Origin of the sequence: Hymenobacter volaticus, from assembly GCF_022921055.1 — a bacterium.
GTDB lineage: Bacteria > Bacteroidota > Bacteroidia > Cytophagales > Hymenobacteraceae > Hymenobacter > Hymenobacter volaticus.
The window spans coordinates 3,231,564-3,248,275 of sequence record NZ_CP095061.1; the positions used below are offsets into that span (position 1 = coordinate 3,231,564).

The 16,712-nt window shown below is 56.1% G+C and carries 6 protein-coding genes; 3 read left to right on the forward strand and 3 right to left on the reverse strand.

Annotated elements, in window-relative coordinates:
* The first annotated feature begins 349 nt into the window (after nucleotides 1–349).
* From MUN86_RS14145 to MUN86_RS14155, 3 genes are all read left to right on the forward strand, one after another.
* On the forward strand, nucleotides 350–3,742 hold the full coding sequence (locus MUN86_RS14145) for a DEAD/DEAH box helicase (protein ID WP_245118660.1): 3,393 nt from the start codon (nucleotides 350–352) through the stop codon (nucleotides 3,740–3,742).
* A gap of 349 nt (nucleotides 3,743–4,091) precedes the next feature.
* Nucleotides 4,092–4,997, forward strand: coding sequence for a helix-turn-helix domain-containing protein (locus tag MUN86_RS14150; protein ID WP_245118662.1), 906 nt, complete (start codon nucleotides 4,092–4,094; stop codon nucleotides 4,995–4,997).
* Between the two features lie 203 nt (nucleotides 4,998–5,200).
* Nucleotides 5,201–6,046 carry an SDR family NAD(P)-dependent oxidoreductase gene (locus tag MUN86_RS14155; RefSeq protein WP_245118664.1) on the forward strand — a complete coding sequence of 282 codons (846 nt, stop codon included), beginning with the start codon at nucleotides 5,201–5,203 and terminating at the stop codon, nucleotides 6,044–6,046.
* A 123-nt stretch (nucleotides 6,047–6,169) separates the two neighbouring features.
* On the opposite strand, the gene MUN86_RS14160 is transcribed toward MUN86_RS14155, so the two are convergent.
* The 3 genes from MUN86_RS14160 to MUN86_RS14170 all read right to left on the reverse strand — a co-directional run bounded on the left by MUN86_RS14160 (nucleotide 6,170) and on the right by MUN86_RS14170 (nucleotide 16,402).
* Nucleotides 6,170–9,343 carry a T9SS type A sorting domain-containing protein gene (locus MUN86_RS14160; protein WP_245118666.1) on the reverse strand — a complete coding sequence of 1,058 codons (3,174 nt, stop codon included), beginning with the start codon at nucleotides 9,341–9,343 and terminating at the stop codon, nucleotides 6,170–6,172.
* 358 nt (nucleotides 9,344–9,701) lie between these two features.
* A complete protein-coding gene (locus tag MUN86_RS14165; protein WP_245118667.1) occupies nucleotides 9,702–12,941 on the reverse strand; it encodes an SBBP repeat-containing protein in 3,240 nt (1,079 codons plus the stop codon).
* Between the two features lie 359 nt (nucleotides 12,942–13,300).
* On the reverse strand, nucleotides 13,301–16,402 hold the full coding sequence (locus tag MUN86_RS14170) for an SBBP repeat-containing protein (protein ID WP_245118669.1): 3,102 nt from the start codon (nucleotides 16,400–16,402) through the stop codon (nucleotides 13,301–13,303).
* Nucleotides 16,403–16,712: the final 310 nt, after the last annotated feature.

Genomic DNA, 16,712 nt, shown 5'->3' on the forward strand with positions numbered 1-16,712 from the left:
AATTAGCAAGTAAAAGCCCTGACTGATGCAGTCAGGGCTTTTTTGGTTATAACAGCTTCTCGTTTTAGAGCTTTGAATATACGCACCCACCAGAACGTCATGCTGAGCGCAGCCAAAGCATCTCGCGTGCTGACGTTGTAACGCTAACTCAACGATTCAAGCGAGATGCTTCGACTCCGCTCAGCATGACGTTCTAGTGGGTCAGGTAGTGGATACTTCTACAAGTTGCTGTGTGAAATTACAGCACTTCCTATATGGACCTTCGTTTGTCAACTAGTCTAATTAGCTAAATCTAGACAACTGGCTAATCAGGATAGTTACCTACCTTTCGGGACTGCAACTTATGTGTATGTTGAAATCAACGGAAACCCTGCCTCTGCCCGACGACGACCTACATCCGCATCAGTATTTTCTTGCGGGAGCTACGATTTCTACGCTCAGTAGCACAGACGTTGCCGGGCATTATCCGGCGCTGTTCCTAGCCGATACGCAGACATTGACAGCAGTGCAACCTGAGAGCATAACGCTGAATTTTGGCTCGTTTTCCAGTTCGGTGCCTCCTGCTGGTCAGCAGAAGTTTCCGAGTGTGATTATAGAGCAACAAGCTGAGGGGCTGTTGCTTTCCTGCGCTTGCACTGCTCCGAAAACCACCTTGTGCGAGCATCAGGCACAGGTGCTACTCAGTGTGTTGCGCCGCAAAGAGTTGCGCGTGTTCTTTGACCCCGTGCAGCGGCGCGCCCTCCTACTGGCCACTGCCCGCGACTATGGCTTGGAAAACGCCGCCGACCTCGATGAGCACTTTCAATTGACGTACGTGCGGCCATCGGTGGTGGTAAGCCCGCGGCAGGCAGGGCTTTACCCTATCACGGCGGCTACCAAGCAGGAACTGGTGGGGCAGTTGCAGCCCCAAAAACGCAGTGGCATCCCCGAGCCGGTTCATACGCAGCGGTTTGTGGTGTTCGGCAAGCACAAGTACTACGGTCACCTCACCATTCAGCTAGCGGAAGCGGCCCTCACCTCGGCCGGCAAAGTCAAGAATCCGGTGACCGTGCTCAACCCGCTGGACGGCATTTGGAAAACCACCGACGCAGCCGAACTAAAGTTTTTCACCGGCCTTGCGCGCTTCCAGAACAACTACGACGACACGCGCTCCACAGCAGCCATCGAGGCATTGCAAGCCGTGCTACACAACCCAACGGGCCTTCCCATCTTCGGCCACAACCCAACCGTATCCGACAAGCTCACGGCCCCGTCGCTCACGCGCCTGCGGGTGCGCAGCGTGCCCGCCGATTTGCGTTTGGCGGTGAACTTGAAAGGTGAGTTTTACGAAATGGCGGGCCTGTTGGTGCTGGAAGGCCAGCCCGTAGACTTGAAGACGCTAGCCGTGCGCTACGAATATTTCGTGGCGGTGCAGGACGTACTCTACCTGATTGAAGACCCGGATGTGTGGCGCGCTATCGAGTTCTTCACCAAGCGTAACAACACGCTGCTGATTCACCAAAGCAAATTCGCGGAGTTTCAATTGGACGTGTTGGCCAACTTAGAGGACCGCCTGCACATCAGCTACTCCTACGCGCGGCCCGCTACGCCCCAACAGGTGGTGTCCTACGGCTTCGACCGAGCGCCGGAAAAGCTGTTGTACCTCTCCGATGCCGGGGCGCACGTGGAAGTGCTGCCCGTGATGCGCTACGGCACCAAGGAAGTGTCCATTCTGTCGCGCAAGCAGCTTTTAGCGGTTGATGAGGTGGGCAAACCGTTTGTCTTGGAACGCGACGACGTGGCGGAACAGCTCTTTGCCAACACCCTGCTGCGCCACTACCCCGACTTTCAGGAGCAGTTGCAGTTTGACTCGCTATACGTACCCAAAAGCCTGTTTTTGGAAGAAGAATGGTTTCTGAACGCCTTCGAGGATTGGCAGAACGAGCACATTGAAATTCTTGGCTTCAACCAGCTCAAGAAAAACGACCTCAACCCGAATCGGGCGCACATTTCGGTGCGCGTAACCGGCGAAACCAACTGGTTCGACACGCAGCTCCGAGTCCGCTTCGGCAAGCAAAAAGCGTCCCTCAAGCAACTGCACCAAGCCGTCCGCAACAAAAGCCACTACGTCCGCCTCGACGACGGTACCCGCGGCATCTTGCCCCAAGAATGGGTCGAGAAGTTTGCGCACTACTTCGCGGCCGGCCATGTTGTGGATGACCATATCCGGACGCCAAGCATCAATTTCTCGGCTATTCAAGAACTCTACGACCCCGAAGCCCTAGCGGCCGAAGCGCAGGCGCAGCTAGCCACCTACCAAAACGCAGTGGTTGACTTTGCTGCCATCGAACCCGTGGCGGTACCGCCCGGCTTGCAGGCTACCATGCGCGAGTATCAGCGGCAGGGCCTGAACTGGCTGAACTTCCTGGACACATTCAACTTCGGTGGCTGCCTCGCCGACGACATGGGCCTCGGCAAAACCCTGCAAGTACTAGCCTTCATTCTGCTTCAACGCGCTAAGGGCCGCACGGCCGCCAATCTGGTCGTCGTCCCAACTTCATTGGTATTCAACTGGCAAGCCGAGGTGAAGAAGTTCGCCCCTACGTTGCGTGTGCACGTGCTACACGGCACCGCCCGCAGTGTCAGCACCAAGGATTTCGATGCCTTCGACATTGTGTTGACCACCTACAACACGATGGTTTCCGACATCCGGCAGCTCAAGGAATACACCTTCAATTACGTGTTTCTGGACGAATCACAGGCCATCAAAAACCCGGAGTCGCAGCGCTACAAGGCGGCTTGTTTGCTGCAAGCCCGTAACCGAGTGGTGCTCACGGGCACGCCTGTTGAGAACAACACGTTTGACTTGTATGGGCAGCTTTCCTTCGCTTGTCCTGGCCTATTAGGTAGCAAGCAGCACTTCAACGACATTTTCGGGAGCCCCATCGACAAGTTCAAGGACGACAAAAAGGCGCGGGCGCTGCAACGCAAAATCAGTCCCTTCGTGCTGCGCCGCACCAAAGCCCAAGTGGCCCGCGAGCTGCCTGATAAAACCGAGATGGTGCTCTACTGCGAAATGGGCGCCGAGCAGCGCCGGGTATACGAAGCCTGCAAAAAGGAATACCACGACATGCTGCTCGGTATTCAGGAAGAAACGCCCCGCAAAAGCAACATGCACATCCTACAGGGCCTGACCAAGCTGCGTCAGATCTGCAACTCCCCCGCCCTGCTCCCCGACGAGGAAAGCTACGGTCAGCAGTCCGCCAAGCTGGATGCTTTGCTGGAAGAAATCCGCAACAAGGCTCCACAGCATAAAATCCTGGTGTTCTCGCAGTTCGTGACCATGCTCGACCTGATCAAGCAGGAGCTCGAAATGCACCATATTCCTTTCGAGTACCTAACCGGCCAAACAAAAAACCGCGCCGCAACCGTCAACAACTTCCAGCAAAACGAAGCTGTGCGCGTGTTCCTCGTGAGTTTGAAAGCGGGTGGCACCGGCCTCAACCTCACCGAAGCCGACTACGTCTACCTCGTGGACCCGTGGTGGAACCCGGCCGTAGAAAACCAGGCCATCGACCGTAGTCACCGCATCGGCCAGGACAAAAAGGTGGTAGCCGTCCGCCTTATCTGCCCCGATACCATCGAGGAGAAAATCATGAAGATGCAGGAAGCGAAGCGCGAGCTAGCCGACGGCCTCATCAAAACCGATACCGGCTTCATCAAGTCCCTAACGCAGCAGGAATTGCTGGACTTGTTTAGTTAGCCTGTGCTCAGCCAGCTATGTTCATCTGGCAGCCGCATGCAGAAGTAGCCCCTATACTGCCGTTTTTATAGTGCTGTCTGCCGTCATGCTGAGCGCAGCCGAAGCATCTCGCGAGTGTGGTAAAATTAATGGCACCACAACCTCAGCACGCGAGATGCTTCGGCTGCGCTCAGCATGACGGTAGACAGATTGGGTAATGTTAGCACGTCAGATGCATATGCAAGGTCAGCATGACGTTCGGATTGTAGTGTCAACCTCAATGGGTTCAGCCTGATGATTTCTTAGGCTAGGCAGGCACCATACAGAACATTGAGGTTGAGACGCTGTTGATTTTCTTACTTGCAGAACTATGAAATCCACTGAATCAGTAGAGCGTTTTTATCAGGTCCAGGGCCGCCCCGAGGCAAGCTTGGTTCGGCAACACGAAGCCATTAAGTCCGGGCACTTCAAGGTCTACGATATCGAGCAGTTCTGTACGACGGATCTGACCTACAACCGTCGGGACTTCTACAAGATATCGTTGCTGACGGGCGTCTACCAATTCAACTACGCCGACCGGGGCGTGCGAATTGATCGGCCGGCGCTGATCTTTTCCAATCCGATGGTACCTTATTCGTGCGAAGTGGTATCGGAGGCGCAAACTGGCTACCTGTGCCTGTTTACCGAAGATTTTCTGGTTATCAACGACCGAACCACCAGTTTGCAGGACTCGCCGCTATTCAAAATCGGCAACGACCCCATCTTTTTCCCCAACGAGGCGCAGTATGCCGTGTTGCAGCAACTGTTTCAGCAGATGCTAGCCGAGCAAAATTCCACGTATTCCTACAAACAAGACCTGCTGCGCAACTACGTGAACCTCGTCATTCATGAGGCGCTGAAGATGCAGCCCCAGGCGCCTTATTATCCGCACCACGATGCCTCCAGCCGTATTGCCACGCTGTTCGCGGAACTGCTGGAACGCCAGTTTCCGGTTGACTCGCCCAACTATACGCTGAAGCTGCGGACTGCCAGCGATTTTGCCGCTTGCCTCTCCGTACACGTTAACCACCTCAACCGCGCCGTACGCAAGCTAACCGGCAAAACCACGACGGTGCATATTGCCGAGCGCATCATTAGCGAAGCCAAAGCCTTGTTGCAGCACACCGACTGGAGCGTTTCTGAAATTGCTTACAGCCTAGGCTTCGAGTACCCCACCTATTTCAACAACTTCTTTAAGAAACATACGGGGCTGGCACCTTCAGACCTACGCGCTTAAGTAAGGAGATTAGCGAGAAGTTGATAACCAAGGCAAGGCACCGATTTTTACTTGTGATCTGCGGAGCGTGGAGCAATCGATAAAGAGAGGCACCCATGTTTGAATAGCTTAAGGAATAGCTTGAAATCCGTATGTATCGGGGGTGTGGGCGGCAGACCTTTGCATTGCTTTGCATAACGCAAGCAGTACAATAACTTCCTTCTATGACAACGCCCACCGTTTGGTTTATCACCGGAGCCTCCAAGGGATTAGGCTTAACCCTAGCCAAGCAGTTGCTAGCCTCTGGCCACCATGTAGCCGCCACTTCCCGCACTATCCAAGCCCTTACCGATGCCGTAGGGGAAGCTTCCTCCGACCGTTTTCTGCCGCTGAAAATGGACCTATCCGATGAGGAAAGCGTGCAACAAGCCATCGACGCCACAGTAAAGCAGTTCGGCCGCCTCGATGTAGTGGTCAACAATGCAGGCTACTTGCAATTCGGCACGTTGGAAGAGTTGACCGATGCGGAAGTCCGCCGCACCTTCGATGTGAACGTGTTTGGTACGCTGAATGTCATTCGCCATGTGATGCCGCAACTGCGTCGGCAGAAAGCCGGGCACATTTTCAATATTGCTTCCGTTGCGGGCTATTTCGGCGAATTCCCCGGCAGCGGCAGCTATACCGGGGTGAAATTTGCCGTGGCAGGCTTGTCGGAGGCCTTAGCAGCTGAGGTCAAACCCTTCGGCATTCACGTTACGGTGGTGTATCCGGGCACTTTTCGGACCAATTTCCTGGCTGACAGTTCCTTAATGATGCCAGCCCAGCCAATAGCCGACTACACGGAAGTGCGCGCCGCCGAAAACCAGTGGTCGGCCTACGACGGCCAACAGCCCGGCGACCCGGAAAAAGCCATGGCCGTGCTAGTGGAAGTGGCGGCCTCAGCTACCCCGCCCCTGCACCTTTTCTTGGGCCCAGATGCCTACGAGGTAGCTAGCAAGAAAGAAGCTGAAGTTCAAAAGCAGCGGGAAGCCTGGCAAGCAACGGCTACTGCCACCAACTTCCCGGCCTAGACACAGCGCTAGAACCCAACAAGTTTTTCTTTAGCAGCCTCAACTAACGAACACTGGCTTACACAAAAAAGCGTCCCTAAACTAAGTTCAGGGACGCTTTGTGCTGTTTAATACCGCTGAGCCTTAACGAGTAACAAGCAAGCGCACCGTTTCGCGCTGGCCATTGACGAGCAACGAGCAGGTGTACAAGCCCGCCGCTAGTTTCACGCTGTTGAGTGCCACCTCGTAGTGCTGCCCCTTGTGCACAGTACCCTCGTAGAGGCTAGCTACCTGCTGGCCGAGTTGGTTGTAGACCCGTACCTGCGCTAGCCCATCGAGCACCGGCCGGAAACTAACAGTAGTTGGCCCCGCACTTGGGTTGGGGTACACGGCTAGTTCCTGCAACCGCCCGCTTGCAGCTGCTACAGCCAAGGGCGCACTGCTGGCTTTAACCGGAGCTGCGCTTGCCAGCGCTGTCGGCCCTGAGAGGACACTAACCCGGCTGTATTTGAGCGTGGCATAGTCGTAGCTCGTGCCACTGCCGAGCGAGAAGCCGGTTACGTACACATTGTTGGCGCCATCTACGTTTATCGCCGCCGCTTCATCGTAACTGTTGCCCGACCCATTGTAGCGCGCTTCCCACAGCAACTGGCTCGTGGTCGTGTTTGGGTTGGGGCTGAATGCATATTCAATCGTCGCGTAGTCATCGGTGGCGGCGCTGTTGTACGACAAGCCCGTGACATACACGTTGCCCGCCGCGTTGACGGCGACGGCCTTGGCCTCGTCGTAACTGTTGGCGGGTCCATCGTAGCGGTTATTCCAAACGACTTGACCATTACTGGCGTAGCGTACGGTGCTGTAGTCAGCGCTGCGGCCGCCATACGAGGTACCCGCTACCACTACGTCGCCCTGGCTGGTTACGGCCACGTCAGCCGCTACATCGTCCCCATTGGCAGGGTCATTATACCGGCTCACCCAGGCCTGCAAGCCGCTCAATGTTTGGTACCGGATAGTTGCAAAGTCGTAGCCCGTGCTCGTGCCACCGTAGGAGGTGCCCGTCACGGCGACACTGTTAAGCGGGCCAGCAAGCACTATCTTGGTCGCCTCGTCATAGCCGTCGCCAGTGCCATTATAAATTTCTTCCCACTCCTGCTGGCCATCGGCTCCAGCGTACCTGAGAGTGGCATAGTCGCTTTGCGAATCGGTGTAGGTCGTGCCGGTCACGTACACGTTGCCCTCGCTGTCTAGCGTTAGGTCGGCAGCCAGATCGAAGCTATTGGACGGCCCGTTGTAGCGGGTGGCCCATACCTGCTGGCCAGTGGACGCGTATTTGATGGTCGCATAGTCGTAGCGGCTGGCACTGCCATTGTCCGAGGAGCCCGTTACGTACACGTTGCCGGCCGCGTCTACCTTTACCTTGGCGGCTAGGTCATAGCCACTAGCGGGGCCATTGTAGCGGGCCACCCACAGCTGCTGACCCGTAGGCGAATATTTCACCGTCGCATAGTCGCTCTCGGTAGCACTGTAGCTCGTGCCCGAGACGTACACGTTGCCGGCCTCATCCACTACTACATTGGTGGGCAGATCCTCGTTGTCGGCGGGGCCGTTGTAGCGCGCTTGCCACAGTTGCTGACCGGTTGCATTATACTTGACGGTGGCGTAGTCGTAGTTGCGTCCGTTGTAGGCATAGCCCGTCACGTACACGTTGCCAGCGGTGTCACTGACCACGTCTTTGGCCACTTCGGCGCTATTGCCTGCGCCTGTGAAGCGCGCCTCCCACGCTTGCTGCACTTTAAACTGAGCGTACCTGACGGTGGTGAAGTTGCCAGTGAATACGCCGCTGAAAAGAGACGTTCCAGTTACGTAGACGTTGCCGGTCAAATCTACGGCGAGATCTTCTACTTCGTCGATGCCATTGCGAGGACCGCCCATACTGTTGTATTGAATGTCCCATACCTGCTGCCCAGTGGCTCCATTGTACTTCACGGTAAGATAGTCGGTGGGAACACTAAGCAGCGGCTGCGTATTTCCGGTCACGTACACATTGCCGGCCGCATCCAAAACCAAACGCCGAACCACGTCTTGACTGATTCCGGGAATGTCAGAACCAGCACCGTTATAGATGGCTTCCCAGAGCTGCTGACCACTGGTTGAAAACTTCACCGTGGCGTAGTCGGAAGTACTGTTGCTGCTGCGGTAGGTGTTGCCGGTGATGTACACGTTGCCCGCCGCATCCACGGCCGCGCTTACCATCTCGTCTTGGCCATTGTTGGCGCTGTTGTAGCGCGCCTCCCACAGTTGCTGGCCCGTAGCTCCGTCGTACTTGCGCGCTACGTAATCAGCGTTGCTGGTGCCCCGGTCCACGCCCCCTACCACGTACACCTGGCCAGCCGCGTCCAGATATATAGCTCCTGCTGGTGCAGGCGTAGTCCAGATTTGCTGCCCGCTGGCTGTGTATTTGGTGATGCCGCTGCTCCTACTCACGTAGAGGTTATCAGTCGCGTCGAGCGCTAGATCCCCGCCCGCCGCCGTCCAGAGCTGCTGCCCGTCGGGTGAGTACTTGACCGTGGTAGTGCCTTCCACATATACGTTACCGGCTTTGTCAAGTACCAATTCGGCTGTCCGATCATTGCTGTCATTTGGCCCGCTGTAAGCGGCCACCCAGAGCTGCTGGCCGCTCGCCGAATACTTGATCGTAGCATAGTTGGCGGTGGTCGCCGCATCAGTGAACGTGTAGCCGGTCACGTAGACGTTGCCCGTAGCATCCACCTTTACATCCGTAGGCCGGTTACTGCCCGATCTTGGCGCCACATTGTATCGGGCTACCCACAACTGCTGACCGCTCGCCGAATATTTGATGGTAATAAAGTCATCACCTGGGGCCAATTCAGTGCGAGTCCCATAACCAATTACATAGAAGTTGCCGGCGGCATCTACGGTCACCCCGGCGGCCCGGTCAATTTGGCTGCGGGGTCCTCGATAAGTGAACACGCCTTCTTGAATTACCCTTTCGTTTGCCAGAGTCGACTCTTGCGTTCTGCGCACTGGGGCTGGGATGGAGAGCTGCGACACCGATTTGGTTTGAGGGCGTTGATGGAGCCGGGTGGCTTGGGCTGCTCCGCCCGCTGCCTTAACGGCGAGCAACGCCTGGGGCAGAGCCGGTGCGCCAGGGGGCAATGCTTGCACTCGGGATAGAACCGGAATTGACCGCTGTGCTTGGGCAGTCGGAGTGGCTGGGGTGGTTTGCGCATGGGTAACGGGCACTTGGACCAGCAACCCGGATGCTAATGGCAGCAAACGCGTAAAAAAGTAGTTCATGCAGTAAGGGGTAAAAATTGGGGTATATAAGTGGAAAAGGACAAGTTCTAATTACATGGAGCATCATAAAAGGAGGGTGATTCCTATTTAGATACTGTTTTTCTAGACATTTGACCTAGCGCGCTCATAACAAGCTATTTGCCTGCATCTACCAGCACTTAATTCAGGGTAAAATATCAAGTAATAATGAGGAAAATACCATACATAATTCGGGGTGATTCACTTGTATGTACACTGATCTAAAGAAGCACTTCACTTACTTTATCCATATCTACACTTCTAGCTGCTAGCACAAAAAAGGTGCCTCCAGAAATGTCTGAAGGCACCTTTGGCACTTGGCACGAATGTCTTGCTGGTTTTACCGCGCGACTAGTACTCGCACCGTTTCGCGCTGGCCGCCCACGAGCAAGGAGCAGGTGTACAAGCCCGGGGCGAGCTTGTGGCTGTGGAGTGGCAGCTCGTAGTGCTGGCCCTTGCGCACGGTGCCCTCGTAGAGGCTGGCTACTTGCTGGCCTAGCTGGTTGTAGACCGCTACCTGCGCCGGCCCATCGAGCATCGGCCGGAAGCTCACTGCCGCTTGGCCGGCAGCCGGGTTGGGGTATACGGCTAGTTCTTGCAGGCTCTTGGTTGAGGCCGCTAGCGCTGGGCGGGTGGCCGCTACCAGGGCCGTCGGCGCCGAAGTGTTGGTTTGGGCGTATTTGATGGTAGCAAAATCGTCTCGGTACACAATGCTGAGGCCGTTGTAAGACGAACCAGTCACAAGCACATTACCAGCGGCGTCCAAGGCGATGCTTGAGGCCAGATCGGTGCCGTTGGCGGGGCCGTTGTAACGAGCTTCCCACAGTTGCTGACCACTAGTACCATCGTACTTGAGGGTGGCATAATCGGCTTTGGTGGTAAGAGGACTTGTATCAAGGTTACTGATAGAGGAGCCCGTTACGAACACATTGCCGGCCGCGTCCATGGTTATATCGGTTGCCAGATCTTCCCCGTTGCCCGTTCCGTTGTAGCGAGTCAACCAAAGCTGCTGACCATCAGCTGACGCATACTTGAGGGTACCGTAGTCGATCTGGCCGTTGTTATCATAGAAGTTACCCGTTACGGCCACGTTGCCGGCGGCGTCCATGGCCACGGCTGTTGCGCCGTGCTGCTGACTTGCAGAGCCAAATCTATCGGAGCGCGCTACCCACAGCTGCTGGCCGCTCGCCGAGTACTTAACCGTAGCGTAGGCGCTTTGGCCGGCGCTGGTGTAGGAACGACCCGTTACGGCCACATTACCCTCTGGATCTAGAGCCAGATCGGCCGGCACTTCCTGGCTGTTTCTGGCACCCGTGCCGTTGTAGGTTTTTACCCACAATTGCTCGCCGCTGGTTGAATATTTGAGCGTAAGGAAGTCGTAGTTAGTGGCGGCGAGGTCGCCATCACTGAAGCCGGTTACATACACATTGCCGACGGCGTCTACGGCCAAGGCCGAGGGCACATCATCTTCGTCCCCATTCAAGAAATAGGTCCTTATCCAGAGCGGCTGGCCGCTGTCCCCGCTGTACTTGATGGTCGTATAATCGGATCTGGCACCAAATTCCTTGGAATATCCTGTTACATACACATTGCCCACGGCATCCATGCCTACATCGGCTACGCCATCACTGCCATTCCCAATTCCATTGTAGGTTTTCACCCACAGTTGCTGGCCGGTGGCCCCATTGTACTTGATGGTAAGATAGTCGCTGCTGAAAGCAAAGTTGATAAGGGCTCTACCCGCTACCGACACGTTACCAACGGCATCCACGGCGATATGAGGTGGATTATCAACCGAAGCCTGCGTGGCGTAGCGTGCTTGCCACAGCTGTTGACCGCTAGCCGAGTACTTGACGGTGACGATGTCCCAAGCGAAGCCATATGGGGTACTAAGAACGTTAATGTTATTAAGCGAAACGCCCGTTACATACACGTTTCCCTGGGCATCCACGGCCATGTCGGAGGCCTGACAATCGTTGCGGGTAGTTTCAGGTCCCGACGGATACGAGACCCGCTGGCCGCTACTTGAGTAGGTGGGCGTATAGAAGTCGGAGTTATTGCTGCTTGGGTTTACCGTTCCTGTAACGGTTACTTCTCCATTGGTCTTGATAAAAACAGCTGTAGCTGCCTCGTCGCCGCCCGAGACCCCACCAGAGCGGGCGCGCCACAACGTTTGTCCGTTGGCGGCATACTTGATGGTGGCGTACTCACTCAGGCCGCTACTGTTGAAGGAGCGCCCTGTTACGGCTACGTTGCCGGCCGCATCTACGGCCACGTCTTTGGCTTCGTCGTAGCTGCTAGCGGACCCGTTGTAGAGGTTTTCCCACTGCTTCAAGCCGTTGGGCGCGTACTTGAGCGTCACGTAATCCCAGTTGTCGCCGCCGGTGTTGGCATAGCCCGTCACTAGCACGTTGCCGAACTGGTCGGCCGCCACTGCCGTGGCCTCGTCGTAGCTGTTGCCGGCCCCACTGTAGCGACTGGCCCAGAGCTGCTGGCCGCTGGTGGCGTAGCGCACGGTGGCATAGTCGTAGTTGCCGGTGCCGTCGTCGCTGGTACCCGTCACGGCCACGTTGCCGGCCGCATCCACGACCATATCGCGCGCCAGGTCATAGCCGCTGGCCGGGCCGTTATAGCGCGCTTCCCACTGCTGCTGGCCGCTGGTCGAGTACTTGAGGGTGAGGTAGTCGCCTTGGTTGCCGGAGTAGGCATTGCCCGTTACGTACACGTTGCCACTGCCGTCGAGGGCCAGTGTGGTGGGTAGCTCGTCGCTGTTGCCGCTGCCGTTGTAGCGGGTTTCCCACTGCTGCTGACCGGTGGCAGAGTACTTCAGCGTCACGTAGTCGTAGCTGGTGGTGGGGCCGTTGTAAGAAGCCCCCGTCACGAGTACGTTGCCGGCCGCATCCACGGCCACGCTAGCGGCTAGGTCGTCGCTGTTGGCCGGACCGTTGTAGCGAGTTACCCACTGTTGTTGGCCGGTGCTGGAGTATCTGATGGTGGTGTAGTCCCAAGTAGTGCCATTATAGGAGCTTCCGGTCACGGATACACCGCCGGTTGGGCTCAAGGTTATAGCCGACGGCACATCATCTTTGTTGGCCGGCCCGTTGTAGCGCCTTTCCCAGTCCACAGTGGCAGTGGGCGAGTACTTGATAATCACATAGTCATAGCCTGTATCCTTACCCAAAGAGTAGCCGGTTACATACACATTGCCGGCCGCATCCACGGCCATGGCCTTGGTTCCGTCGAAACTGCTGGGCCCCGTAAATCGGCTCACCCATTCTTCGCTCACGGGTCCGGAGGCAAGAGTCTTGGCTCCAGTAGTTACGCCTGCTACTTGCTTAATCGAGCGAGTCAGTGAACGTGTTGGCACCGCAGCGTTTTTTTCACTTAGGGAGGTACCGCCAGGCAAGGCATGTCGTAGGGCCGGAGTACCGGGCGGCAGCAACAAGTCCTGTATCGGGGTCGGAAGAAGCTTCTTGGCTCTGCCCGCAACTTGAAGTTGATGGGTCTGTGCCTGCGTAGCAGGCACACAAAGGAGCAAGCCTGCTGCTATAGGCAGCAAACGAGTAAATGCTTGTTTCATAGGGCAAACGGTAAGGGAGAAGAAAATACAGGAAGTAACCTGTCTAGTAATTAGGAAAAGCTATAAGGACGTTGTCCTATTTAAGTAACGGGTATCACGTACGCTCGACTTATGATTTAGGGTATCAACACCAACCAGCAACAACTCGCCGCCAGCTCCTAAAGAGGCCTGAAGTACTTGAAAAGAAATGGAAATAAATAAGGCATAATCATAAAGTAACTTCGCTATGTACCACGAATCAATACTCTATTTCCCTGGAATCACATGTCTTACTACGCAGAGGTCAACTCTTGGTAAACGAAAAGCGTCCTTGAAACAACTTCCAAGGACGCTTTTCAAAAACGAGGTGGTTAATTGCCTCAATGAGTGACTAGTACCCGCACCGTTTCGCGCTGGCCGCCCACGAGCAAGGAACAGATGTACAAGCCCGGGGCGAGCTTGTGGCTGTGGAGTGGCAGCTCATAGTGCTGGCCTTTGCGCACTGCGCCTTCATAGAGGCTGGCTACTTGCTGGCCTAGCTGGTTGTAGACCGCTACCTGCGCCGGCCCATCGAGCATCGGCCGGAAGCTCACGGACGCTTGGCCGGCAGCCGGATTGGGGTATACGGCCAGTTCCTGCTGCATATTCCCCAACGCCGTTAGTGTGGCACGGGTGGTTAAAACGGCGGTTGAAGCGGTGCTGCTGGCTTGGGTGTATTTGATGATCAGGTAATCGGGGTCGGTAGGGCTGGCCAGTGTGGTACCCGCCACAACCACACTGCCGGCCGCATCCACGACCACACGCACCGGCCGGTTGTTGTCGATGCTGGGGGTGTTGTCGCGGGTTTCCCACAGCACATGGCCGCTGGTTCCGGCATACTTGATGGTGTTGTAGTTGCTGGTGCCGTTAACCGATACGCCAGTCACGTAGGCATCACCAGCACTATCAATAGCCATATCCACAGCCTGATCGGTTGTGTTGCCAGCTCCGCTGAACACCTGCCAGAGCCGTTGCCCCGTGGCTCCGTCGCACTTGGCTGTCACCCAAACCCCCTGGCTGGCATTACCATTGAGGTAGCCTGTGCCGGTCACCAACACATTACCGGCGGCATCTACGGCTATTGCAGTGCCATTGGAGAAGTATTGAGCGGTCCAGAGAAGTGTACCGCTCGACGAGTACTTGAGCGTGCTGGTACCCGTCACGTACACGTTGCCGACGGCATCTACGGTTATAGCCGTGGGGTTGTCTTCGCGGACGGGGTCATCGTAGCGGGCCACCCACTGCACTTGGCCGCTCGGCGAGTACTTGATAGTGGTAGACTCTATCCTATTGAACTGCTCTGAATAAGAAATTCCAGTTACAAACACGTTGCCAGCCGCATCCAAGGTCAAGCTCGAGGGTATATCGTTGCGGGCACTAACGTACCGCATTGCCCAGAGCTGCTCACCACTTGGCGAGTACTTAATGGTAGCGTAATCGAAACCCGTCGTGATACCCATAACGGAGGCGCCCGTCACGTAGGCGTTGCCGGCCGCATCCACGACTAAGTCCGTCACTCGATTACCCCGATTGATAACTCCCGGAAAGTAACGCCTGACCCAGAGCTGTCGTCCGCTGGCACCATCGTATTTGATGGTAGTGTATTCGTTGTTGAAGCTGCCAGCTATATACACATTGCCGGCCGCGTCTACCTCCACGGCCAACAAATCAGCACTGATAAACCCGAACGAATAGCGCGCCTCCCAAAGCTTCTGTCCAGTGGCTGCGTATTTGACCGTGGCGTAGGAGTTGCTGCCGCTACCTACAGGGGTAAGTCCCGTCACTACCACGTTGCCAACGGGGTCAACGGCCATATCCTTGGCTTGGGTTGCAGGGCTGGATGTTTGAGTGCCCGTGAATATGCTTACCCACATTTGCTCGCCAGTGGTAGCAGCGTACTTGAGGGTGGCATAATCGAAGTTGCGGCTGCCAGCAAACGAGGTGCCCGTCACGAGCACATTGCCGGCTGCATCCACGGCTAAGGCTGTTGCTTCGTCGTCGCCACGAGCGGGCCCGTTGTAACGAGCCTCCCATAGCTGCTGACCTACATTCGAGTACTTAAGCGTAACGTAGTCACTCTCGCCACTGCTGTTGTATGAGCGGCCCGCCACGGCTACGCTGCCGTTTGCGTCCACGGCAATGTCCTTAGCTTCGTCATAACCGTTGTCGGGGCCATTATATTCTCTTAACCACACCCGCTGGCCGTTAGCACTGGCATAGAAGATGGTTACATAATTCCAGTTGTTGTTGCCGGTGTTGGCAAAACCGGTGACGGCCACGTTGCCTGCTGCATCGAGGGCCACGCCAGTGGCTTCGTCGTAGCTGTTGCCCCCGCCGTTGTAGCGTGTAGCCCAGAGCTGCTGCCCGCTGGTCGAGTAGCGCACCGTGGCGTAGTCATAGCTGCTCCCGTTGTCGGAGGTGCCCGTCACGGCCACGTTGCCAGCGGCATCCACGGCCAAGTCGCGCGCTAGGTCGTAGCCGCTGGCCGGGCCATTGTAGCGGGCTTCCCACTGCGGCTGACCCGTGGTCGAGTACTTCAGCGTAAGATAGTCGCCCTGGTTGCCGGCGTAGGCGTTGCCCGTCACGTACACATTGCCGCTGCCGTCGAGGGCCAGTGTGGTGGGTAGCTCATCGCTGTTGCCGCTGCCGTTGTAGCGGGCCGTCCAGAGCTGTGCCCCAACCGACGAATATTTCACCGTTACATAATCGTAGCTGGTGGTGGGGCCGTTGTAGGAAGCACCCGTTACGAGTAAGTTGCCGGCCGCATCTACAGCCAGACTTACTGCTAAGTCGTCGTTGTCGGCGGGGCCATTGTAGCGGGCCTCCCATAGCTGCTGGCCGTGGGCCGAGTACTTGAGCGTAGCGTAATCATAGCTGGTGCCATTGTAGGAGCTGCCGGTCACATACACATTGCCTGCTGAGTCTACAGCAATGGCTTTGGCCACATCGTCGCCATTGGCTGACCCGTTGTAGCGTCCCTCCCACTGTTTTACCCCCTCCGCGGAATACTTAATGGTGAGATAGTCGTAGCTGACAGCGTTGCTGGCGTCTTGGAATGAATAGCCGGTCACGTACACGTTGCCCGCGGCATCTACAGCAGTGCTCGTGGCCACGTCGTAGCTGTTGTCGGGTGTAGTGTAGCGTGCTACCCACTGCTCGCGCACCGGCCCCGAGGTGTGAGCTTGACTACCCCTTGCACCAAGGTTAACGGCTTGAGATAGATGAGGTTTTGTTGGAAGGGGCAACTGAGGTAGTTGCGCAGTAGGCTCCTTCCCCGTCGAGGGTAAGGCGTGACGCAGAGCCGAGGCTTCAATTGGCAAAGCGGCTGGGTGCTTTAAGAGTCTCGAGGCACCCGGTGAATCAATTGTTTGGGCCTGTGTGAATGAATTGTGCAGAAGCAGAAAGGCTATCATCGGCAGCAAGTGAGTATATGTGTGTTTCATAGCGAAAAAGGTGGAGAAGGCAGGGAAGGCTATCATCTACTTATCAACAGGATCTAACTCTCATCACTCAGCTCAGAAGTCCGCGTTTTCTTTCTCACCACATGCACAACCCTATCCAGCGCCTTGAATCCTACTGCAACAGCGTATGGATCAGATATAAATTAACAAAAAACGAAAGCACAAAACAGGGTTTCGTTATACATGCTTTTTTTATATGTATTACATTCTTAGTTCTGTGAGTCGCACTGTCTAGAAGTTACTCCGTAAAGTAGAACCAGACTTACAGGTGAAGTTTTGGCCGGTACCCGCG

Coding starts and splice junctions, on each gene's coding strand:
- MUN86_RS14145 (WP_245118660.1), top strand. CDS start 350: ATGTTGAAATCAACGGAAACCCTGCCTCTGCCCGACGACGACCTACAT.
- MUN86_RS14150 (WP_245118662.1), top strand. CDS start 4,092: ATGAAATCCACTGAATCAGTAGAGCGTTTTTATCAGGTCCAGGGCCGC.
- MUN86_RS14155 (WP_245118664.1), top strand. CDS start 5,201: ATGACAACGCCCACCGTTTGGTTTATCACCGGAGCCTCCAAGGGATTA.
- MUN86_RS14160 (WP_245118666.1), bottom strand. CDS start 9,343: ATGAACTACTTTTTTACGCGTTTGCTGCCATTAGCATCCGGGTTGCTG.
- MUN86_RS14165 (WP_245118667.1), bottom strand. CDS start 12,941: ATGAAACAAGCATTTACTCGTTTGCTGCCTATAGCAGCAGGCTTGCTC.
- MUN86_RS14170 (WP_245118669.1), bottom strand. CDS start 16,402: ATGAAACACACATATACTCACTTGCTGCCGATGATAGCCTTTCTGCTT.